Below are 21,890 nucleotides of genomic sequence, written 5' to 3'. Positions count from 1 at the left end.
GTTATGGGCGGCACTGCCCGTTCAGAACAGTGCCGACCCGCTTAGTGCTCTTCCGCGACCGCGAGCTGGATGTAGACCGCGGTGAGGAGAGCGAAGACGTACGCCTGGAGGACTGCCACCAGGATTTCGAACAGGGTGAAGACGAAGCCGAACGCGAGCGAGCCGGCGGCCAGCGCCGACCACCAGCCGCCCATGTCGATGAGGAAGAACTGCGTCGCCGCGAAGAACAGCACGAGCAGGAGGTGCCCGACCATCATGTTCATCAGGAGTCGGAGCGTGAGCGTGACCGGCCGGATGATGAACGTCGAGATGAGCTCGATCGGCGTGACGATGATGTAGATCGGCCACGGCACGCCTGACGGGAACAGCGAGTTCTTGAAGAAGTTCTTGGGGCTCTTCTTGATGCCGGCGTAGATGAACGTGACGTAGCTCACGAGGGCGAGAGTCAGCGGAACCGCGACGATCGCGGTGCCGGCGATGTTCAGGAACGGGATGATGCCCGTGATGTTCATGAACAGCACCATGAAGAAGATCGTGGTGAGGATCGGCAGGAAGCGCTGGGCGTCCTTCTTGCCGAGCAGGTCCTCGCCGATGTTCACCCGGACGAAGTCCAGGCCCATCTCGACCAGGCTCTGGAAGCGGCCCGGGACGACCTTCATGCGGCGGGTGCCGAGCCAGAAGATCAGGACGATCGCCGCCGTGGCGAGGAACTGGATCAGGTGGATCCGCGTGACGGGAACCCCTGCCAGTGTGAAGAGCACTTCAGGGAAGAACTCGTCGATCGACGGCCCGTGGAACTCCGGGGGCGCGTCGGCGGCAAAGGGGGCGATCAGGGTCGCAGCTTGAGTAGTCAGCGCTGGCTCCAGCTTCGGGGCATCGGTCAAGAACCGTTGCGACGATGGTCGGTGAGCGTCACTCCGCAAGCACTCGCAGAGCGAGTGGGCGGGCGCTCAGTCAGCCTATCAAACTTGAGAGGTCCCTGAATCCGCCGCGGGTCCGGGGCGGTCCGCGCCGGGTCCGTCGTCGGTACGGTCTCCGGCATCCGGATCCGTCGGAAGCTCCACATCGCTCACGTGAGGCACGCGCATGCGCAGCAGCACGACCACGTCGACCACGAGCGAGGCCAAGACGCTCACCACGACGGCCACGAAGAAGACGGTGGGCTCGATCCACGGCTGGTCGCGCAGCAGCAGCAGCGCGACGATGAAGACGACGAACTTGAGGATCCAGCCGCCCAGCACGATCCCGAAGAACAGCGGCACGTACAGCGCATCGCCGTACCAGCGGTTGGCGATCAGGATGCTGGCGCCGGTGATGCCGAGGAACACCGCGGCCACGAGCACGCCGATCAGGGCGCTCCACATGCCGGTCGGCCCGGCGACGAGGTAGCCGACGACCGCCCCGACGACGGCGAGGACCGCCGTGACGGTGCCCGACCACACCAGGACGGTGCGCAGGATCGGTGTGCTGGAGACGGGGCTGGGGGTCATCGGACGTTCTCCGTCGAGGGTTCGGGTGAGGGCGCCGCCACAGGGGCGGCCTCTGCGGGCTGCGGCGGACGGCGCGAGGGCAGGAAGGTCACGACCAGGCACGCCGCGACGCCCACGACGCCGTAGGCGACGCCGATCAGATAGTCGCCGGGCCACTCCAGTGTCGTGCCGATGTACATCAGCAGCACCGAGATGCTGACCAGCGCGGTCCAGGCGTAGAAGATCAGCACGGCATCGCGGTCGGAGTGACCCATGTCCAGCATGCGGTGGTGCAGGTGCTTGCGGTCGGGAGAGAACGGCGACTTGCCTCGGCTCATCCGTCGCACGACGGCCAGGCCGAAGTCGAGCAGCGGCAGCAGCACCACCACGACCGGCAGCAGGATCGGGATGAAGGCACCGAGCAGCTGCGAACGGCCGAACTCGTCGTTGTCGCCCATCATGGCCGGGTCGAAGTTGCCGGTGATCGAGATGGCCGAGCACGCCATGAGCAGGCCCAGCATCAACGCCCCGGCATCCCCCATGAACAGTCTCGCCGGACTCCAGTTCAGCGGCAGGAAGCCGATGCACGCGCCGATGAGCACCGCCGCGATGAAGGACGCGAGGTTGAAGTAGCTGCTGGCGCCGGTGTCGCGGAACACCATGTAGGAGTACGCGAAGAACACCGCGTTCGCGATGAGGCACACCCCCGCGACGAGGCCGTCGAGGCCGTCGATGAAGTTGACGGCATTCATGACGACCACGATCGAGAGCACCGTGAGGGCGAAGCTCGCCCACGAGGAGAAGATGGTCATTCCGCCCAGCGGCAGCGTGTAGATCTGCAGCTTGCCGAACCACGCGATCACGCCGGCGGCGAGGAACTGCGCGCCGAGCTTGATGGTCCAGTCCAGATCCCACAGATCGTCGAAGACGCCCACCAGCACGATGAGGCCGGTGGCGCCCAGCAGCGCGTAGATCTCGTGCGGCTGCGACCAGACGATGGCGAAGAACGGATGCTGCGACGACACCGCGAACGCCGCCACCACACCGAGGAACATGGCGATCCCGCCCAGGCGCGGGGTCGGGGTCTTGTGGACGTCGCGCTCGCGGATGCCCGGATACAGCTTGTACTTCAGGCTCAGCCGCCACACCGCCCACGACAGGACGAAGGTGACCGCGGCGGTCAGCAGGATCGTGAAGACGTACTGCTTCACGCGCCGTCGGATTCCGGTTGCGGAGGCCCCTGCACCTCGGGGGCGGCGACCTCGTCGCCGTACTCGGGCACGGGGTCGGGCTCGAGCAGGTCGCCGAGCACCTCGCGCAGCCGGGCGCGGTCGACGGCTCCTTCTCTCAGTACGCGGACGAGGGGCTCGGCGCCGCCCACCAGGCTCGTCGCGTCGATGATCGTCGAGGCGACGCCGGTCTTGGACGGACCGTCGCTGAGGTACACCGCGACGCTGTCCTTCAGCATCCCCTCCGCGTCCTCGGCGGTGATGCCCGCTGCCATGCCCGTGAGGTTCGCGCTCGAGACGGCGAGGGGTCCGGTCTCTTCGAGGAGCTCGAGGGCGATCCGGTGCTCGGGCATCCGCACGGCCACCGTCCCGTTGGTGTCACCGAGATCCCATGACAGCGACGGCTGCGCGGGAAGGACGATCGTGAGCCCGCCCGGCCAGAACGCCTCGACGAGCCGCTCCACAGGCTCGGGCACGTCGGCCACGAGTGCCCGCAGCGTCGTGATCCCGGCGACCAGGACCGGAGGGGGCGACTGTCGGCCTCGGCCCTTCGCCGCCAGCAGCCGCTCGACCGCTTTTGCGTCGAAGGCATCGGCGGCCACGCCGTAGACGGTGTCGGTGGGGATCACGACCAGTTCGCCGCGGCCGATGGCCTGGCGCGCCTGGCGCATGCCGGTGAGCAGCTGCGCCTCATCACGGCAGTCGAAGATCGGGGACATATCGCCGCCAGTTTAGTCCGGAGCAGGGCGCTCCCCCGCTTCGCCGCCGTCGGCGCGCGGCGACGCGACCCCCCGGGTCGGCCGCGGGCGTCACGGGCGCAGAGCGGTGGTGGCGCGATCGCGCATCGTCAGGTCGGGGTGCGTCGATGCCGCACGCCAGCCGTCGGCGGTGAGGATGGCGCGGATCTCTTCGCCCTGCCACTCCCCGTGCTCGATCACGATCGTCCCGCCGGGGTGAGCCAGGCGCAGGCCCACCTCGCTCAGCACGCGGACGACGTCCAGCCCGTCCGCGCCGCCGTAGAGCGCCGCCGGCGGGTCGTAGAACCGCACCTCCGGGTCACGCGGGATCGCGGCATCCGGAACATACGGAGGGTTGGACGCGACGACCGAGACCGTGCCGTCCAGCTCGGGGAACGCATGAGCGAGGTCGATGTAGGCGAGCTGCGCGTTGCCGGCGCCGACGCGCTCGAAGTTCTCCTTGGTCCACACGAACGCGTCGACCGAGTTCTCGGCGGCGAACACCCGCGCGTGGGGAACCTCGGTGGCCATCGCGAGGGCGATCGCGCCGCTTCCGGTGCCGAGATCGACCGCGATGGGAGATGGGGATGCCGCTGCCCGCAGCGCGTCGATGGCCAGCTGGGCGACGATCTCGGTCTCGGGCCGCGGCACGAAGACGCCCGGTCCGACCCGCAGTTCGAGGTGGCGGAAGGGTGCCAGGCCCGTGATGTGCTGCAGCGGTTCGCGTGTCGCACGACGCGTCACGAGCTCCTCGAGCCGCCGGGCATCATCGGCGGTGATGTCGGCGCCGCGCAGCGCGGCCGCCTGCACTCCCCCGCGGCCGGTGCCGAGCACGAAGCCCGCGAGCAGCTCGACGTCGACGGCGGGATCGGGAATGCCGGCCGCGGCGAGCCGTTCGGCGGCGCGCTGGAGCGAAGCGGAAAGCGAGAGGGCGGGATCCGGAGAGGGCATGTCGGCCACCCAGCCTATGCCCGCGGCGCACCGGCTCCATGTCATACAACGACTCACAGCGAAGTGCTCCCTCTAGGCTGGTGCCGCATCCGCAGATCCCGCGCGAAAGGCTCGAACATGCCCGGCATTCATCCCGACATCACTGCTGCTTTCGGCAACACACCGCTGGTCCGCCTGAATCGGGTCACCGACGGCGCCGGCGCCGAGGTGTACGCCAAGCTCGAGTTCTACAACCCCGGATCCAGCGTTAAGGACCGTCTCGGCATCGCCATCGTCGACGCCGCCGAGGCATCCGGCGCTCTCCAGCCCGGTGGCACCATCGTCGAGGCGACCAGCGGCAACACCGGCATCGCCCTCTCGCTCGTCGGCGCGGCGCGCGGCTACAACGTCATCCTGACGATGCCCTCGTCGATGTCGGTCGAGCGTCGAGTCTTGCTCAAGGCATTCGGCGCGACGCTGCATCTGACCGACCCCGCCGGCGGCATGAAGGGCGCTGTCGCCGAGGCCGAGCGCATCGCCGGCGAGACGCCCGGCGCGATCCTCGCGAAGCAGTTCGAGAACGAGGCCAACCGCGAGATCCACCGCAAGACCACCGCCGAGGAGATCTGGCGAGACACCGACGGCGACGTCGACATCTTCGTCGCCGGCGTCGGCACCGGGGGCACCATCACCGGTGTCGGCCAGGTGCTCAAGGAGCGCAAGCCCGACGTCCGCGTCGTCGCCGTCGAGCCGTCGGCCTCGCCGCTGCTGTCCACCGGCACCCCCGGCCCCGCGAAGATCCAGGGCATCGGACCGAACTTCGTACCGCCCATCCTCGACACCGACGTGTTCGACGAGGTCGTCACCGTCGAGTTCGAGGACGCCATCTCGACCTCGCGCGACCTCGCCGCCAAGGAGGGCATCCTCGTCGGGATCTCCAGCGGCGCCGCCGTGTGGGCCGCGCTGCAGCTGGCCGCACGGCCCGAGAACGCCGGCAAGAAGATCGTCGTCGTCGCCCCCGACACCGGCGAGCGCTACCTGTCGACCGCGCTCTTCGAGGATCTGCGGGAGGATTGACACGCAACGACGGCGCGACGGGCCCGCTCGGGCGTCGTCGCGCCGTCGTCGTCTCACCCGACCGATCCGAGGAGCGCTCCGTGCCCGGCATCCATTCCGACATCACCACCGCGTTCGGTGAGACCCCGCTGGTGCGCCTCAACGCGCTCACCGAGGGTCTCGGGGCGGAGGTGCTGGCCAAGCTCGAGTTCTACAACCCCGGCTCATCGGTCAAGGATCGTCTGGGCTACGCCCTCGTGGAAGCTGCCGAAGAGGCGGGCGAGCTCGCTCCGGGCGGCACCATCGTCGAGTCGACCAGCGGCAACACCGGCATCGCCCTCGCACTGATCGGCGCGGCCCGCGGCTACAAGGTGATTCTCACGATGCCGGCGTCGATGTCGAAGGAGCGCCGCACCCTGCTCAAGGCGTACGGGGCCGAGCTCGTGCTCACCGACCCGTACAAGGGTATGACCGAGGCCGTCGAGACGGCCAAGCGCATCGCCGCCGAGACGCCGGGCGCCGTGCTGGCGCGTCAGTTCGAGCACGAGGCGAACGCGAGGATCCACCGCCGCACCACCGCCGAAGAGATCTGGCGCGACACCGACGGCCGCGTCGACTGGTTCGTCGCAGGTTCAGGCACCGGCGGCACCGTCACCGGAGTGGGCCAGGTGCTGAAGCAGCGGAATCCGGATGCCAGGATCGTGCTCGTCGAGCCCAAGGACTCCCCCGTGCTGACCGAGGGCCGGGCCGGTGGGCATCGCATCCAGGGCATCGGCCCGAACTTCGTGCCGGACGTGCTCGACCGATCCGTCGTCGACGAGATCTTCGACGTCGAGTTCGACGACGCGATCCGCGTCGCCCGCGAGCTCGCGACCCGCGAAGGCATCCTCGGCGGAATGTCGGCGGGCGCCGCCGTATGGGCGGCGCTGCAGATCGCGGCACGGCCCGAGGCGGTCGGGCAGCGGATCGTGGTGATCGTGCCCGACTCGGGCGAGCGCTACCTGTCGACGGCCCTGTACGAACACCTGCGCGAACCGGAGGCCGACAAGAAGTGACCGAACGCATCGGATTCGTCGCGCGTGTGCGCGAAGATCTCTCGGCCGCCAAGCTGCGCGACCCCGCCGCCCGCGGTGGGCTCGAGATCGCGCTCCTGTATCCCGGCCTGCACGCGATCTGGGCGCACCGGGTGTGGCACGCCCTGTGGACGCGGCGGGCCCGCTTCGTCGCACGGGCCGGTTCGCAGATCACGCGCTGGATCACCGGCATCGAGATCCACCCCGGGGCGACGATCGGCCGCCGGTTCTTCATCGACCACGGCATGGGCGTCGTGATCGGCGAGACCGCCGAGGTCGGCGATGACGTCATGCTCTACCACGGCGTGACGCTCGGCGGACGTCAGCGCGAAGGCGGAAAGCGGCATCCCACCCTCGAAGACGGCGTCGCCGTCGGTGCGGGCGCGAAGATCCTCGGCCCGATCACCATCGGTGCGGGCTCGGTCGTCGGCGCGAATGCCGTCGTCACCAAGGACGCGCCGGCCGACAGCGTGCTCGTCGGAGTCCCCGCCAAGCCGCGCGCCCGCCGCATCGGCGAAGAGACGCGCGCCCTGCTCACGGCTCCCGACTACGTCATCTGACGCGGCGGCAGGACGGATGCCGCGTCACGCGGCCGTGCTGCGGTAGACGGCCGCGGCCGCCGTGCGCGACGGCACGTCGAGCTTGCGCAGGATCGCCGAGACGTGCACCGAGACGGTCTTGACGCTGATGTACAGCCGCTCGGCGATCTGGCTGTTGCTGAGTCCCTCGGCGACGAGTTCGAGCACCTGCTCCTCGCGCGCGGTCAGCACCGACTGCGGCGCTGCGCCCTCCAGTCCGGCATTCGACGACAGCTCTCTCGCGCGGGCCGCGAGGCCGTCCGCGCCGATGTCATCGGCGAAGGACGCTGCGGCGGCGAGCGCGTCCCGCGCCGCAGAGCGGTCGCCCGACGCCAGCAGTGCTTCGGCGTGCCGTACTCGGGCGTACGCCCGAATGTAGGCGGGGCCGTCCGCGTCGATCGCCTCCTGCCACGCACCCTCGCCGAGCTCGGCCGCGAAGACGGCGTTCCACAGCCGGGTCACCGGCCAGTCACGGAACGACTCGAGCACCGCGCGGAACGGCCGGGTGTCGGCATCCTCCCCCGTCTCACGCAGCAACGCGATCGCGTGAGCCGCGACGGCGGTCAGCGGCAGGACGAGCACTCCGCCGTTGGTGGCCGAGCACGCGGTGCCGGCCCACTCGAGCGCCGCGTGCGGGTCATCCCGCGCCAAGGCCAGCTGCCCGAGGTCGTAGGTCATGCCGAACCGCGTCTGGAATTCGTACGCACCGAACATGTCGAGCTCACGGCGCGCGGTTCCGAGCGCGGCCTCTGCATCCGCGATGTGCCCGCGCCAGATCGCGAGGCACACCAGTCTTTCGCGCAAGAAGGCCGAGTACAGCCCGGGCTCCATCATGGGCAGCATGCGGCTTCCGAGCTCCTCTGCCTGCCGCATCCGCCCCGAGTACATGAGCGCCTCGATCACGTTGGCCTCCAGCATCACGAGCGGACCGGTGTCGACCACCTGCGCCTTGCCGTAGTCCAGGCCCTCTCGCGCCACCGCGATCGCCTCGTCGTAGCGACCGACCAGCATCAGCGCGTTGGAATAGTTGATGTAATACCTCATCAGCGGCCGCGCGAACCCCGTCGCGCGCGAGCGCGCCTCCTCGAACAGCGCGAGGCCCGCGGGATCGCCGCCCGTGACAAGGCATGTGGCCGTGATGAGCATGGCCTGCACCACGATCTCGGCCGCGTCCGGGTCTCCTGCCGCGGCCGCCAGCTCAGCGGTCTCGCGAGCCCGCTCTGCGACCTCGATCCCGGCGCGCTGACGGCCGTTGAGCATGTGCACGCGCGCGGAGCTCAGCAGCAGTCCTGCCCGCTGCAGATCGTGGGCAGGGTCGTCACCGAGGATGGCCAGGGCCTGCTCGATGCTCGCCACTCCGTCCGACACGCCGACCTGAAGCTCGCTCGTCGCGAGGTCGGCCAGGATCGCCGCGCGACCCACCGTGTCTTCCTCCGGCCACAACGCAACGGCCTCCTGCGCGAAGGCGAGAGCGCGCTCCTGGCGATTGGCCGACACGAGGGCGCCCGAGGTGCGGCGCAGCAGGTCCACGCGCCGCATGCCGGTCACGCCCTCAGGATCAGGCACGGCGTTCCACAGCTCGAGCGCCCGCTCCCCCGCTTCGGCCGCGGTCGACCACGCGGAGGCACGGCTTGCCGCCCGCTGTGCCGCCACCGCGGCCGCCAGCGCGCGATCGGGCACGTGAGCAGCGCGCCAGTGGTGCGCGATATCGGCCAGCACGCGCGGCGTCGGCGGCGATGCCTCGAGCGCGACGGCATAGGCGGTGTGAAGCCGCGTCCGCTCGGTGGGCAGCAACTCCGCATACACCGCCTCCTGCATCAGCGCATGGCGGAACGCGTACGCGTCGTCGCGGATCACCACGACCTGCGCGTCCACGGCGGTGCGCACTGCCTCCTCGAGCGCGGCCTCGTCGCCGTCGAAGACGCCGCGCAGCACCGGATGCGTCACCTCGACCCCGCCCGTCGCAAGGATGCGTGCGAAACGGCGAGCGTCGGCATCCAGCCGCTCGTACCGAAGCAGCAGCACCTCGCGCAGAGACATGGGAAGCCGCTCGCCGCTGAAGCTGGCGAGCTCCTCGACATAGAACGGGATCCCGTCGCTGCGCGTCGCGATGTCGAGCAGCACGTCGGTGGCGAGGGGGCCGTCGTGCACAGCCGTGGCGAGAATCGCGACATCGGCCGGGCTCAGTCGCGAGAGCGGGCGATGCGTCAGCAGCCGTGCGCGGTCGAGCTCGGCCAGGATCGGCCGGAGCGGATGGCCACGCCCCACGTCATCGGTGCGATACGACAGCAGCACGAACAGCGGATCCACCGCGGCGCGGCGGACGAGCCGCGACGCGATCTCGCTCGTCGTACCGTCGGCCCAATGCAGGTCCTCGATGACGACGGCGAGCCGATGCGAGCGAGCCAGCTCCGAGATCGTCTCGACCACCACGTCGGCGAGTCGCTCGGCGTCGCCGGGCGCATCGCCGAGCGCCGGCACGAGCACGCCGAGGGCATCCGTGCCCGCGCCCGCCGCGCGCCGGACGGTCTCGACGCCCAGCGCGTCGACCAGGTCGCGCAACAGGTCGGTCACTGCCGTGAGGGGCGCAGGACCGGATCCGGAGTCGACGCACGCTCCACGCACGACGACGACGTCGTCGAGCCCATCGGTGAAGTCGCGCAGCAGCCGGGTCTTGCCCATTCCTGCGTCGCCGGAGACCACGACAGCGCGACCCGTCTGCCCGACAGCCGCGATCTCGTCGCGCAGCGCCCCCACATCCGCCTGCCGGCCGACGAGAGGAACGCGTCCGATCTGCATGAGGTCCATCATCCCACCGGGCTCGGACGCGCGGTCCAGCACGACGTGGCGGCCCGCCTCGGTGCGTGAGCCGTCGGCAGGTCACTCGCGGCCGAGACCGGCCAGCCATGCGTCGAGATCGCGCGGGCGCTGGATGCGCACGAGAGGCCACTCGTGGCTGTGCGCCTTCATCCGCTCACGCACCGCCGCGTGCTGTACCCACGCCCAGCGGAGGATGTTCCTCTCGGGATCGCGAGCGAACCACGTGGAGGGACGCTCGCGATTGCCGTGCCAGAGCTCCTCACGAAGGAGCCCGCGCCGCAGCGTGCGCCGCACCAGCCTCGCCATCACGATGGATCGTGGATAGTCCAGCCACACGACCAGGTCCGATCCACCGCGTGACCCGGGATCGAGCCTGCCGTCCAGTCGCGAGGTCCAGTTGCCGTCGATCACCCAGCCGTCGGGGTTCGTCGCGATGAACTCCTCGATGATCCGGTGCGCCTCATCGAGACGGCGGAGCTGCCAGCCGGCGTCCCAGAACACCGCGTCGAGCTCGAGATGCGGCAGGCCTGCGCGCCGGGCGATCTCGGCTGCGAGCGTCGTCTTGCCCGAGCCCGAGATGCCGACGACGCGGATGCGACGAGGGTGCTGCGGCATCCGCTGGGCTATGCCCTGCGCTCTTCGCGCCGGTCGTCCTTGATGAACAGCGGCGGCACGAGCCACGTCGCCACCGCCGTGACGAGCCAAACGATGAGCGGTGCGACGATCCATGCCAGCGGCTGCGAGATGCTGATGCCGGCACCCGGGATGAGCACCACGATCACGATCGAGACGAACGTCGAGAGGATGCCGATCCCGCCGAGCAGCGCCGGCGCGTGGCGGCGCGTGAACCGCGACACGAGCGGCGCGAGGACGCTCTGGATGAGCGCGAAGATCAGCACCGCGAGCACGAAGCCCCACCAATCGCTCCAGTCGATGTGGAAGCCCTCGAGCAGGAGGTCGGCGAGGATGAGGCCGAGCGCGGCCGAGACGATGAACGTCAGGGCGCGGATCAGAAACGCGAACACGTGCCGACTTTAGCGCCCCGTTCCCCCGACGCGCGGTCAGTGGTCGGTGTACAGAATCGGAGAGTTCTCGCGACACACCGCGTCGCAGCATCCGATCCCGGCGCGTCGGCCGGAATCTCCGATTCTGTGCAGATCCGGCCGAAGACGGGTCAGTCGTCGGTGCCGAGGGCGGCGAGGCGCGCCTCTTCGTCGGCCTGGATCGCCGCGTCGACGACGGGGCCGAGCGCGCCGTCCATGACCTGGTCGAGGTTGTACGCCTTGTAGCCGGTGCGATGGTCGGCGATGCGGTTCTCGGGGAAGTTGTACGTGCGGATGCGCTCGGAGCGGTCCATGCCGCGGATCTGCGACCGGCGGGCATCGGATGCCGCCGCCTCACGCTCCTCCTGCTGGCGCGCGAGCAGCCGGGCGCGGAGCACCCGCATCCCCGCCTCGCGGTTCTGCAGCTGCGACTTCTCGTTCTGCATCGACACGACGATGCCGGTCGGGAGATGGGTGATGCGCACGGCCGAGTCGGTCGTGTTGACCGACTGCCCACCCGGGCCCGACGAGCGGAACACGTCGATCTTGAGGTCGCTGGGATTGATCTCGATCTCGTCCGGCTCGTCGACCTCGGGGAAGACCAGCACGCCGGTCGTCGAGGTGTGGATGCGGCCCTGCGACTCGGTCGCGGGCACGCGCTGCACGCGGTGCACGCCGCCCTCGTACTTCAGGTGCGCCCACACCCCCTGTGCGGGGTCGGACGAGGACCCCTTGATCGCCACCTGGACCTCTTTGTAGCCGCCCAGGTCGGACTCGCTGCGCTCGAGCAGCTCGGTCTTCCACCCCTTCGAGGCGGCGTACTGCAGGTACATGCGAAGCAGGTCGGCGGCGAACAGCGCCGATTCGGCGCCGCCCTCGCCCTGCTTGATCTCCATGATCACGTCGCGGGCATCGTCGGGGTCGCGCGGGATCAGCAGACGCCGCAGCCGCTCCTGAGCGTCCGCGAGCTTCTGCTCCAGCACGGGAACCTCGTCGGCGAAGGCGTCGTCTTCACGGGCGAGCTCGCGCGCGGCATCGAGATCAGCGGATGCCGCGACCCAGTCCTCGTGCGCCTTCACGATGCGCGACAGCTCGGCGTAGCGCCGGTTCACCCTCTTGGCCCGCGCCGCGTCGGCGTGGACCGCCGGGTCGGACAGCTCGGCCTGGACCGCGGCGTGCTCGTCGATCAGCCCCTTCACGGAGTCGAACACGGTGCTCCCCTGCTCACTGGCCTCGCGGCTCAGCGGATGCTGTTGTCGTGCGCGTGGCTGTGCCCGCCGCTGTGAGCGTCGCGTGTCGGAGCCGGGATCGACTTCTGCATCTGCACGAGGAACTCGACGTTGGACTGCGTCTCCTTGAGCTTGCCGAGCACGACCTCGAGCGCCTGCTGGGGGTCGAGTCCGGCCAGCGCGCGGCGCAGCTTCCAGGTGATCTTGACCTCGTCGGCCGAGAGCAGCATCTCTTCGCGGCGGGTGGAGGACGCGTTGACGTCGACCGCCGGGAAGATGCGCTTGTCGGCGAGCTGGCGGTTCAGCCGCAGCTCGCTGTTGCCGGTGCCCTTGAACTCCTCGAAGATGACGTCGTCCATCTTGGAGCCGGTCTCGACGAGCGCGGTCGCGAGGATCGTGAGCGATCCGCCGTTCTCGATGTTGCGCGCGGCGCCGAAGAAGCGCTTGGGCGGGTACAGCGCCGAGGCGTCGACACCGCCGGTCAGCACGCGGCCCGACGTCGGAGCCGAGATGTTGTAGGCGCGGCCCAGGCGGGTGATCGAGTCGAGCAGCACGACGACGTCGCGGCCGAGCTCGACCAGGCGCTTGGCGCGCTCGATGGCGAGCTCGGCGACCGTGGTGTGGTCTTCGGCAGGACGGTCGAACGTCGAGGCGATGACCTCGCCCTTGACCGTGCGCTGCATGTCGGTGACCTCTTCGGGCCGCTCGTCGACGAGCACGACCATGAGGTGCACCTCGGGGTTGTTCGTCGCGATCGCGTTGGCGATCTGCTGCAGCACGATCGTCTTACCGGCCTTGGGCGGCGCGACGATGAGGCCGCGCTGGCCCTTGCCGATCGGGGCGACGAGGTCGATGATGCGCTGCGTCAGCTTCTCGGGCGCGGTCTCGAGGCGCAGGCGCTCCTGCGGGTAGAGCGGCGTCAGCTTGCCGAACTCGACACGCGTCGCGGCGTCGTCGACCGACAGGCCGTTGACCGCGTCGACCTTGACCAGGGCGTTGTACTTCTGGCGGCTGGACTGCTCGCCCTCGCGCGGCTGCTTGATCGCACCGACGACGGCGTCGCCCTTGCGCAGGTTGTACTTCTTGACCTGGCCGAGCGAGACGTAGACGTCGCTGGGGCCGGGCAGGTAGCCGGTCGTGCGCACGAACGCGTAGTTGTCGAGCACGTCCAGGATGCCGGCGATCGGGATGAGGACGTCGTCCTCGCCGATCTCGGTGTCGAACTCGTCACCGGTCTGGGTGCCGCGACGCTTGTTGCGCTGACGGTTGCGGCCGCCGGCCTGCGGCTGCTCGTCGTCGGCGGCGTCGGCCTTGGCCGCATCGACCGCGGGCGCCTGCGACTGCTGGTTCTGAGCGCCCTGACCGGCCTGACCGCCCTGGGCGGCCCCGTTCTGTCCGCGGTTGCGGCTGCGGCTGCGGCTGCGGCCACGACCGCGACCGGTCGTCTCGGCGCCGTCGCCCTCGGCGGGCTGCTCGCCCGTCTCGGCGGGCGCTTCGGCGGCTTCAGCGGGCGCTTCGGTGGTCTCGGCCTTCTCCGCCGTCTCGGCGGGCGCCTCGACGATGGAGTCGACGGATGCCTCAGCCTCGGCGGGAGCCGCGTCGGCGGTCTCGGCGGCCGGCGTGGCCACCTCCGCGGCCGGCTCAGCAGGTGCCTCGGCAGGCGTCTCGGCGGGTGCGGCGGCAGCCGCGGCATCCGTGCTCTTGGCGCGGCGCGGGGCGCGCTTGCGCGGCGCCTTCACCGGGGCGGGCGCCTCGACCGGCGCGGCCTCGGCGGCCGGAGCCTCAGGCTCGGCCGGAGCCTCGGCGGCCGGAGCGGCGTCCTCAGCGGGCGCGGCCTCCTCGGCCGGAGCCTCGGGCGCGGCCTCCTCGGCCGGCGCGGCGTCTTCGGCAGGCGCCGCCTCGGCCTCGGCCGCCGGAGCGGCCTGCTCGGCAGTGGCGCCGGCGTCTTCCGACGCGACGGTTGTCTCGACGGTCTGGGCGTCAGGCGCGTCCGCGCGCTCGTCGGCCTGGGCGTCAGTGTGGATCTCGGAGATGGACTCCACGAGTTCTCCCTTGTGAAACGAACGATGGTGCACGATCGCACGGCGCATGCTGCTCGGCAGCTTCTCCCCGGTGATCGGCGGGCTGATCAGCCCGTCGAATACCTGTCGACGGCATGAGAGACCGAGATGGTGCTCAGAGACCTTCGGCAGGTTCGGGGGTCGTGCAGTGGATTCGCAGAATTGCGACGGAGGCCAGATTCACGTGTTACGTGGAACCCTCCGCGTACTCCCTCACTGTACCACCCTTGAAGTCGACGGCGAGCATGAGGCCCTCCCACGGGGTGTCGGTGACGGTCTTCGCGAGGGCTGCGGCCTCGAGGCGGCGTCCGGGTCCGTCGGCCAGCACGAGGACGCTCGGGCCGGCGCCGGAGACGACGGCCGCGAAACCGTCGGCGCGCAGCGCGCGCACCAGCGCATCGGTCTCGGGCATGGCGCTCGCACGGTAGTTCTGGTGCAGCTTGTCCTCAGTCGCAGCCTGGAGAAGCTCCGGGCTCTGAGTCAGCGCCGCGATGAGCAGGGCCGAGCGCGAGACGTTGAACACCGCGTCCTCACGAGGCACGTGCAGCGGTTGAAGGCTGCGCGCGAGCTTTGTCGACATCGTGAACTCGGGCACGAACACCAGCGGCGACACGCCGCGGTGCACCAGCAGCTTCTTGTGCTGCGGCACGCCGTCGTCGACCCACGCGATCGTCAGGCCGCCGAACAGCGCCGGAGCGACGTTGTCGGGGTGGCCCTCGAGTTCGGTGGCCAGGCGCAGCAGCGCATCGGGACCGAACTCGACGTCGCCCTCGAGCAGGCCCCTGGCCGCGAGGAGGCCCGAGACGACGGCCGCTCCCGACGAGCCGAGGCCGCGGCCGTGCGGGATGACGTTCCTGGCGACGAGCCGGAGGCCCGGCATCCGTCGTCCCACGGATTCGTAGGCGAACGCGATCGCGCGCACCACGAGGTGGGACGCGTCGCGGGGCACGTCCTCGGTGCCCTCGCCCTCCACGGTGATCTCGAGCTCGCCCTCGGGCAGCGCCGTCACGTCCAGCTCGTCGTAGACGCTCAGGGCCAGACCCAGGGTGTCGAAGCCCGGGCCGAGATTCGCGCTCGTCGCCGGGACCCGGACGACGACCCGTCGCCCGGGCTCCGGAGAGACGGCTGCGTTCACGTGGTGGCCTGGACGGGTGCGAGATCGAGAACGGATGCCACGTCCGACGTCGACGCGTCGACCACGGTGGGCGCGACCTGGGTGCCGTCGGCGTTGCGGAGGGCCCACTGCGGGTCCTTCAGGCCGTGGCCGGTGACCGTGAGCACGACGCGCGCGCCCGCGGGGACCACGCCCTGCTCCACGCGATCGAGCAGTCCGGCCACGCTGATCGCCGACGCGGGCTCGACGAAGATGCCCACCTCGCCCGAGAGAAGCTTCTGGGCGGCGAGGATCCGGTCGTCGTCGATCGCGCCGAACCAGCCGTCAGTGGCCTCGCGCGCTTCGAGAGCGAGCTCCCACGACGCGGGGTTGCCGATGCGGATCGCGCTGGCGACCGTCTCGGGGTTCTTCACGATCTCGCCGCGCACGAGTGGTGCGGAGCCCTCGGCCTGGAAGCCGAACATGCGCGGGACGCGGGTCGAGACGCCGGACTCGGCCTCTTCGCGGTATCCACGCGTGTACGCGGTGTAATTGCCCGCGTTGCCGACGGGGATGAAGTGGAAGTCGGGGGCGTCGCCGAGCTGCTCGACGACCTCGTACGCCGCGGTCTTCTGCCCGTCGATGCGGTCGGGGTTGACCGAATTGACCAGGTGCACCGGGTAGTTGTCGGCGAGCTCGCGCGCGATCTCGAGGCAGTCGTCGAAGTTGCCGCGGATCTGGATGAGCCGCCCGTTGTGCGCGACGGCCTGGCTGAGCTTGCCCATCGCGATCTTGCCCTCGGGCACCAGCACAGCCGCGGTGATGCCGGCGTGGGCGGCGTATGCCGCCGCGGAGGCCGAGGTGTTGCCCGTCGACGCGCAGATGACCGCCTTCGCGCCGTGTTCGATGGCGCGCGAGACCGCGACGGTCATGCCGCGGTCCTTGAACGAGCCGGTGGGGTTCATCCCCTCGAACTTCACCCAGACGTCGGCGCCGGTGCGCCGCGAAAGGGCGGGAGCGGGAAGCAGGGGCGTGCCGCCCTCGCCGAGGGTGACCACCGTCGAGGTGTCGGTGACACCCAGCCGGTCGGCGTATTCGCGCAGAACTCCGCGCCAGACGTGTGCTGCCATGTCGGTCAGTCTCCTTCCACACGCAGGACCGAGACGACGCGCTCGACGACGCCGCTCGCGGCGAGACGGTCGACCGTCTCGCTGAGGTCCTGCTCCAAAGCCTTGTGTGTTCCGATGACGAGCCGTGCGATGCCGCTGCCCGCCTCGCCGTCGCCGACGACGGTCTGCTCGACCGTCGCGATCGAGACGCGTCCCTCGCTGAGGATGCCGGCGACCGTCGCCAGCACGCCCGGCTGGTCGTCGACCTCGAGAGTGATGTGGTACCTCGTCGTGACGTGCCCGACCGGCACCACCGGCAGGTTCGCCAGCGTGGACTCGCCCACGCCGACGCCGCCCGCGATGTGGCGGCGAGCGGCCGAGACGACGTCTCCGAGCACGGCCGACGCGGTCTGCACGCCGCCGGCTCCGGCGCCGTAGAACATGAGGTTGCCTGCTGCCTCTGCCTGCACGAAGACCGCGTTGTTCGCGCCGTGGACGCTCGCCAGTGGGTGCGCACGATCGATGAGCGTGGGGTACACGCGCACCGAGATGGACTCGCCCTCGGGGCCGGTGAGACGCTCGCACACGGCGAGGAGCTTGATGACGTACCCGGCGTGCCGTGCCGAGTCCATCATGGACTTGTCGATCGACGTGATGCCCTCACGGTGGACCGCATCCAGCGGCACCGCCGTGTGGAAGGCGAGGCTCGCCAGGATGGCAGCCTTCTGCGCCGCGTCGAAGCCTTCGACGTCGGCGGTGGGGTCGGCCTCGGCATAGCCGAGACGCTGGGCGTCGGCCAGGACGTCCGCGAACTGGGCGCCTTCGGTGTCCATGCGGTCGAGGATGTAGTTGGTCGTCCCGTTGACGATCGCCATGATGCGCTGCACACGGTCGCCCGCGAGCGAGTCGCGCAGCGGCCGGATGATCGGGATGGCTCCCGCCGCAGCCGCTTCGTAGTAGACCTCGGCGCCCACCTGATCGGCGGCGTCGAAGATCTCGGGACCGTGGGTCGCGAGCAGGGCCTTGTTGCCCGTGACGACGTCGGCGCCGGAGTTGATCGCCTGCAGCACGTAGGTGCGAGCAGGCTCGATGCCACCCATCAGCTCGATGACGATGTCGGCGCCGACGATGAGCGTCTCGGCATCCGTCGTCAGCAGCTCGCGCGGCAGCTCGACATCGCGCGGGGCATCCAGGTCGCGCACCGCGATGCCCACGAGCTCGAGACGGGCGCCCGCACGATCGGCGAGTTCATCGGCGTGCTGGCGCAGCAGCCCCGCGACCTGCGAGCCGACCGAGCCGGCTCCCAGCAGTGCGACGCGAAGACGTCGGTAGTCGGTCACTTCGGCTCGCTCCGCTCGCTCTGTACAGGCATGTCGATCCCTTCCGTGGGGGTCCTGGTGAGTCCGGCGTCACGCGCGAGCAGGTCGTCGACCGTCTCGCCGCGCACGATGACGCGCGCCTCTCCCCCGCGCAGCGCCACGACGGGCGGGCGGGGGACGAAGTTGTAGTTGCTCGCGAGCGAGAAGCAGTAGGCGCCGGTCGCAGGTACCGCGAGCAGGTCACCCGGGGCGACGTCGCCCGGCAGGTACTCGGCATCCACCACGATGTCGCCCGATTCGCAGTGCTTGCCGACCACGCGCGCGAGCACCGGGTCGCCTTCGCCGGCACGCGAGGCGATGCGCGCCGAGAACTGCGCCCCGTACAGGGCGGGCCGCGCGTTGTCGCTCATGCCGCCGTCGACGCTCACGTACAGGCGGGTCAGGCCGCCGTCGAGCGCGACGGGCTTGGTGGTGCCCACCTCGTAGAGGGTGACGCCGGCGCGGCCGACGATGGCGCGACCTGGTTCGAAGGCGAGATTCGGCATCGGGATGCCGCGCACTTCGCACTGGCGAGCGACCGCGTCGGCGATGCCCACCGCCAGCTGCTCGACCGGCGTGGGGTCATCGACGGACGTGTACGCGATCCCGAACCCGCCACCGAGGTTCAGCACCGGCAGCTCGCCGCCCTGCAGCAGCTCGGCGTGCAGCTCGACGATGCGGGCGGCGGACTCTTCGAACCCGGCGGTGCCGAAGATCTGCGACCCGATGTGGCAGTGGAGGCCCACGAGCTCGAGTCCCGGCAGTTCACGGATGCGGGCGGCCGCGGCCGGGGCATCCGTCAGGGTGAAACCGAACTTCTGATCTTCGTGTGCCGTCGCGAGGAAGTCGTGCGTCTCGGCGTGCACGCCGCTGTTGACGCGGATGAGCACCGACTGCTTCGCGCCGCGCCGCTCGACGATCGCGGCCAGCCGCTCGATCTCGATGGGGCTGTCGATCACGATCGAGCCGATGCCCACCTCGACCGCGCGCTCGAGCTCGGCGACGGACTTGTTGTTGCCGTGGAAGCCGAGACGTGACGGATCGGCGCCCGCGGCAAGCGCGACCGCGAGCTCACCACCCGTGCACACGTCGACGGCGAGGCCCTCCTCGGTCACCCATCGCACGACCTCGGTCGTCAGGAACGCCTTGCCGGCGTAGTACACGCGCGCCTGCGCGCCGTGAAGGGCTGCAGCGGCGCGGAACGCATCGAGCGTGCGGCGGGCGGTTGCGCGCACTTCGTCCTCGTCCACGACGTAGAGCGGCGTGCCGAATCGCTCGCGCAGCGCGGTCGCGGGGATTCCGCCGAGAAGCAGGACGCCGGCGTCGTCTCGGGCGGCAGTGGTCGGCCAGACGGCTGAGACGAGCTCGTTCGCGTCGTCGGGGCGCCTCAGCCACGCAGGAGCGACGGAGCGGGTATGCGGGTCAGCGGACACGGGGGACCAATCGATGGGAGCTTCGACGCTGTCGCCGTCCGGATACCGGGTGCGGCGCGATGCCGCGGCCGGAAGGGTCACGCGCCGGGCAGTGCTTGAAGTCTAGGGCACACCGCATCCGTGCCCCCGTCCGTGTGACGCCACGAGACCGTCCGACCGCCGCCGACGCATCACGGACCGGCTCAGTCGCAGCTGCCTTCGGCGCGCAGTGCCGCATCGGTGGTGATGTTCCCGTCGATGTCGAATCGGGCCACGAGCGTGTCGCCCTCGACGGCGACGTCGGCGAGCGTCGCGCCCGCCGGCAGGTACTGCGCGATGCACACCGTCCAGTCCCGCAGCACCGAGTCGGCGACGGCGCCGAACTGGTCCCGCAGGGCATCCGCGTCGACCTCGGCGCCGCCGAGGCGGAGCGAAGTCGGCGTGAGCACGATGTCGCCGTCGACGGCGGTCGGGGTGAGTGACGCGCCCACCGGGATGCTGACGCCGAACAGCTGCAGATCCGTCGTCATCGAGACGCCGGGCGGCTCGATCTCGACGGTTCCGGAGGGGAAGCCCTCGATCGTGGACAGCAGCCCGCGCAGCTGTTCCTCATCGAGTGTGACGGTGGCGGTCGCACCGCTCATGCTGCCGCCGCGGATCGGCACGCCCTGCGCCGTCACCGTCACGTCGCCGGCGAGCCCGCCGACCTCGACGTCGTCCGACGCGATCGTGATCTCGCCCAGCGTGCCGCCGATGAGCTGCGGGATGACGGCGCCGGGTATTTCGACATCGATCTGCTGATCGGCAGGAAGGCCCAGCTGCCTCTGCACCTGATCCCGGACGACGCTCACGACCAGCTGTCGGGCGATGGCATCGGCCGCGAACCACGCGACCACGAGGAGCACGATCACGACACCGAGCGCGACCAGCCACGGCCAGCGGCGGCGTCGGGGAGCCTCGGCGTGCTCCCAGTCCGGAAGCGGCAGGGTCGGCTCCGTGTCGCCGGCGCTCACCAGGTCACATCCGCTCGGGGGCGCCGACGCCCAGCAGGGTCAGACCGTTGCGCAGCACCTGACCGGTGGCGTCGTTGAGCCAGCGGCGCGTGTGGTGCACCGGCTCGACCGGCTCATCGCCCAGCGGGATCACACGGCAGTTGTCGTACCACCGGTGGTAGAGGCCGGCGAGCTCTTCGAGGTAGCGGGCCACGCGGTGCGGCTCGCGCATCTCGGCGGCGAAGGCGACGATCCGCGGGAACTCCTGGAGGGCGCCCAGCAGCGCCGACTCGGTCTCGTGCGTGAGCAGCTCGGGGGCGAAGCCGGAGCGGTCGACACCGGATGCCTCGGCATTTCGCGAGACGTTGTGGGTACGTGCGTGCGCGTACTGTACGTAGAAGACCGGATTGTCGTTGGTGCGCTTGCGCAGGATCTCGGGGTCGAGCGTCAGCGGCGAGTCGGCGGGATACCGCGCGAGCGAGTACCGCAGAGCGTCGGTGCCGATCCACTCGCGCAGGTCGTCGAGCTCGATGATGTTGCCGGCCCGCTTGCTCAGCCGTGCGCCGTTGATCGACACCAGCTGGCCGATCAGCACCTCGATGTCCTTGGAGGGGTCGTCGCCGGCGGCGCCCGCGAGGGCCTTCAGCCGGTGGACGTAGCCGTGGTGGTCGGCGCCGAGCAGGTAGATCTTGTGCGCGAAGCCGCGGTCGCTCTTGCTGAGGTAGTACGCGGCATCGGCGGCGAAGTACGTGTACTCGCCGTTGGAGCGGCGGATGACGCGGTCACGGTCGTCGCCGAAATCGGTGGTGCGCACCCAGACGGCGCCGTCCTCGTCGAACACGTGACCCTGGGCGCGGAGCCGGTCGACCGCCTCGTCGACGAGACTCGGCCCGCCGTCCGCCGGCTTGGCGTGAAGTGTGCGCTCCGAGAACCACACGTCGAAGTGGACGTTGAACTTCTCCAGCGAGTGCTGCAGTTCCCCGAGCTGGAACTCGTACGCGAGGTCGCGAGCGGTCGTCAGCTGATCCGCCTCGGCGAGCTCGAGCAGATCGGGCCGCGACGCGAGAACGCGACGGGCCAGCTCCTCGATGTAGGCGCCCGCGTAGCCGTCGTCGGGGGTGGGCTCCCCCTTCGCGGCCGCCAGCACGGAGCGACCGAACCGCTCCATCTGGGCCCCGGCGTCGTTGATGTAGAACTCGCGCACGAGCGTCGCACCGCTGGCCTGCAGCAGGCGCGCCATCGAATCACCGAGCGCCGCCCACCGCGTGTGCCCGATGTGCATCGGACCGGTGGGGTTCGCGCTGACGAACTCCAGGTTGATCGTGTTGCCGCGCTGGGAGTCGTTCGTGCCGAACGCGGCGCCCGCGTCGACGATCGTCTTCGCCAGCGACCCTGCCGCCGCGGCGTCCAGGCGGATGTTGATGAAGCCGGGCCCGGCCACCTCGACCTCGGCGACGCCGTCGACCTTCGCCAGACCGTCGGCGATCTCCGCGGCGAACTCCCGGGGGTTGGCACCGACCGCCTTGGCGAGCTTGAGCGCGGCATTGGAGGCCCAGTCGCCGTGGTCCCGGTTCTTCGGGCGCTCGAGCGGCAGGTCGGCGGCCGTCAGTCCTTCCGACGAACCGGCTCGTCGCGCCTCGGCGAGCGGGGCGACGACGGCGAGCAGAGCGGCGGAGAGGGCATCGGGATTCATAACCTCGCC

19 protein-coding genes are annotated in these 21,890 nt (G+C 70.3%); 3 read left to right on the top strand and 16 right to left on the bottom strand.

The features are described 5' to 3' along the window. Positions 1–41: 41 nt before the first annotated feature. The 5 genes from atpB to prmC all read right to left on the bottom strand — a co-directional run bounded on the left by atpB (position 42) and on the right by prmC (position 4,386). The gene (gene atpB / locus ACLKM7_RS14720; RefSeq protein ID WP_436447905.1) at positions 42–884 is read right to left on the bottom strand and encodes a F0F1 ATP synthase subunit A; all 843 of its coding nucleotides are present in this window, start codon (positions 882–884) and stop codon (positions 42–44) included. A gap of 78 nt (positions 885–962) precedes the next feature. After that, positions 963–1,490 (bottom strand): hypothetical protein, encoded by a 528-nt coding sequence (locus ACLKM7_RS14715; protein ID WP_436447904.1) that lies wholly within the window; start codon positions 1,488–1,490, stop codon positions 963–965. Continuing rightward, complete coding sequence (locus ACLKM7_RS14710) at positions 1,487–2,680, bottom strand: MraY family glycosyltransferase (protein ID WP_436447903.1); 1,194 nt, start codon at positions 2,678–2,680, stop codon at positions 1,487–1,489. The genes ACLKM7_RS14715 and ACLKM7_RS14710 overlap by 4 nt, the downstream gene beginning before the upstream one ends. Further along, complete coding sequence (locus ACLKM7_RS14705) at positions 2,677–3,417, bottom strand: L-threonylcarbamoyladenylate synthase (RefSeq protein WP_436447902.1); 741 nt, start codon at positions 3,415–3,417, stop codon at positions 2,677–2,679. Before ACLKM7_RS14705 ends, ACLKM7_RS14710 begins: the two co-directional genes overlap by 4 nt. A gap of 90 nt (positions 3,418–3,507) precedes the next feature. Further along, positions 3,508–4,386, bottom strand: coding sequence for a peptide chain release factor N(5)-glutamine methyltransferase (prmC, locus tag ACLKM7_RS14700; RefSeq protein WP_436447901.1), 879 nt, complete (start codon positions 4,384–4,386; stop codon positions 3,508–3,510). Between the two features lie 117 nt (positions 4,387–4,503). On the opposite strand from prmC, the gene cysK (ACLKM7_RS14695) reads away from it, so the two are divergent. From cysK (ACLKM7_RS14695) to epsC, 3 genes are all read left to right on the top strand, one after another. Next, on the top strand, positions 4,504–5,442 hold the full coding sequence (cysK, locus tag ACLKM7_RS14695) for a cysteine synthase A (RefSeq protein WP_436447900.1): 939 nt from the start codon (positions 4,504–4,506) through the stop codon (positions 5,440–5,442). 80 nt (positions 5,443–5,522) lie between these two features. Then, complete coding sequence (gene cysK, locus ACLKM7_RS14690; RefSeq protein WP_436448053.1) at positions 5,523–6,476, top strand: cysteine synthase A; 954 nt, start codon at positions 5,523–5,525, stop codon at positions 6,474–6,476. Positions 6,477–6,484: 8 nt separating this feature from the next. Further along, positions 6,485–7,054, top strand: coding sequence for a serine O-acetyltransferase EpsC (epsC, locus tag ACLKM7_RS14685; RefSeq protein ID WP_436448052.1), 570 nt, complete (start codon positions 6,485–6,487; stop codon positions 7,052–7,054). 24 nt (positions 7,055–7,078) lie between these two features. Here the strand turns inward: epsC and ACLKM7_RS14680 are convergent, their stop codons facing one another. The 11 genes from ACLKM7_RS14680 to argS all read right to left on the bottom strand — a co-directional run bounded on the left by ACLKM7_RS14680 (position 7,079) and on the right by argS (position 21,881). Further along, positions 7,079–9,871 (bottom strand): helix-turn-helix transcriptional regulator, encoded by a 2,793-nt coding sequence (locus ACLKM7_RS14680; RefSeq protein WP_436447899.1) that lies wholly within the window; start codon positions 9,869–9,871, stop codon positions 7,079–7,081. A gap of 81 nt (positions 9,872–9,952) precedes the next feature. Continuing rightward, positions 9,953–10,507: a toxin gene (locus tag ACLKM7_RS14675; RefSeq protein ID WP_436447898.1), complete on the bottom strand. Its 555-nt coding sequence runs from the start codon at positions 10,505–10,507 to the stop codon at positions 9,953–9,955. Between the two features lie 8 nt (positions 10,508–10,515). Further along, positions 10,516–10,917: a hypothetical protein gene (locus tag ACLKM7_RS14670; RefSeq protein WP_436447897.1), complete on the bottom strand. Its 402-nt coding sequence runs from the start codon at positions 10,915–10,917 to the stop codon at positions 10,516–10,518. A 149-nt stretch (positions 10,918–11,066) separates the two neighbouring features. Continuing rightward, positions 11,067–12,146, bottom strand: coding sequence for a peptide chain release factor 1 (gene prfA / locus ACLKM7_RS14665; RefSeq protein WP_436447896.1), 1,080 nt, complete (start codon positions 12,144–12,146; stop codon positions 11,067–11,069). Between the two features lie 29 nt (positions 12,147–12,175). Further along, positions 12,176–14,254 (bottom strand): transcription termination factor Rho, encoded by a 2,079-nt coding sequence (rho, locus tag ACLKM7_RS14660; RefSeq protein ID WP_436447895.1) that lies wholly within the window; start codon positions 14,252–14,254, stop codon positions 12,176–12,178. Positions 14,255–14,411: 157 nt separating this feature from the next. Next, positions 14,412–15,359 (bottom strand): homoserine kinase, encoded by a 948-nt coding sequence (gene thrB, locus ACLKM7_RS14655; RefSeq protein ID WP_436447894.1) that lies wholly within the window; start codon positions 15,357–15,359, stop codon positions 14,412–14,414. Then, the gene (thrC, locus tag ACLKM7_RS14650) at positions 15,356–16,447 is read right to left on the bottom strand and encodes a threonine synthase (protein WP_436447893.1); all 1,092 of its coding nucleotides are present in this window, start codon (positions 16,445–16,447) and stop codon (positions 15,356–15,358) included. Before thrC ends, thrB begins: the two co-directional genes overlap by 4 nt. Positions 16,448–16,452: 5 nt before the next feature. Next, entirely contained in the window at positions 16,453–17,766 is a 1,314-nt protein-coding gene (locus ACLKM7_RS14645) for a homoserine dehydrogenase (RefSeq protein WP_436447892.1), read from the bottom strand. Next, positions 17,763–19,217: a diaminopimelate decarboxylase gene (lysA, locus tag ACLKM7_RS14640; protein ID WP_436447891.1), complete on the bottom strand. Its 1,455-nt coding sequence runs from the start codon at positions 19,215–19,217 to the stop codon at positions 17,763–17,765. Before lysA ends, ACLKM7_RS14645 begins: the two co-directional genes overlap by 4 nt. A gap of 182 nt (positions 19,218–19,399) precedes the next feature. Then, positions 19,400–20,209, bottom strand: coding sequence for an LmeA family phospholipid-binding protein (locus ACLKM7_RS14635; protein WP_436447890.1), 810 nt, complete (start codon positions 20,207–20,209; stop codon positions 19,400–19,402). Positions 20,210–20,213: 4 nt separating this feature from the next. Then, positions 20,214–21,881 carry an arginine--tRNA ligase gene (gene argS, locus ACLKM7_RS14630; RefSeq protein ID WP_436447889.1) on the bottom strand — a complete coding sequence of 556 codons (1,668 nt, stop codon included), beginning with the start codon at positions 21,879–21,881 and terminating at the stop codon, positions 20,214–20,216. Between the last annotated feature and the right edge of the window lie 9 nt (positions 21,882–21,890).

Origin of the sequence: Microbacterium sp. I2 (genome assembly GCF_051364985.1) — a bacterium.
In the GTDB taxonomy this organism is placed as follows: domain Bacteria; phylum Actinomycetota; class Actinomycetes; order Actinomycetales; family Microbacteriaceae; genus Microbacterium.
Note: the sequence above shows the minus strand (reverse complement) of the source record. Positions and strands in the feature narration are given on the sequence as shown.

Coding starts and splice junctions, on each gene's coding strand:
- ACLKM7_RS14715 (WP_436447904.1), bottom strand. CDS start 1,490: ATGACCCCCAGCCCCGTCTCCAGCACACCGATCCTGCGCACCGTCCTG.
- ACLKM7_RS14705 (WP_436447902.1), bottom strand. CDS start 3,417: ATGTCCCCGATCTTCGACTGCCGTGATGAGGCGCAGCTGCTCACCGGC.
- prmC (WP_436447901.1), bottom strand. CDS start 4,386: ATGCCCTCTCCGGATCCCGCCCTCTCGCTTTCCGCTTCGCTCCAGCGC.
- cysK (WP_436447900.1), top strand. CDS start 4,504: ATGCCCGGCATTCATCCCGACATCACTGCTGCTTTCGGCAACACACCG.
- ACLKM7_RS14680 (WP_436447899.1), bottom strand. CDS start 9,871: ATGCAGATCGGACGCGTTCCTCTCGTCGGCCGGCAGGCGGATGTGGGG.
- ACLKM7_RS14675 (WP_436447898.1), bottom strand. CDS start 10,507: ATGCCGCAGCACCCTCGTCGCATCCGCGTCGTCGGCATCTCGGGCTCG.
- rho (WP_436447895.1), bottom strand. CDS start 14,254: ATGCGCCGTGCGATCGTGCACCATCGTTCGTTTCACAAGGGAGAACTC.
- thrC (WP_436447893.1), bottom strand. CDS start 16,447: ATGGCAGCACACGTCTGGCGCGGAGTTCTGCGCGAATACGCCGACCGG.
- argS (WP_436447889.1), bottom strand. CDS start 21,881: ATGAATCCCGATGCCCTCTCCGCCGCTCTGCTCGCCGTCGTCGCCCCG.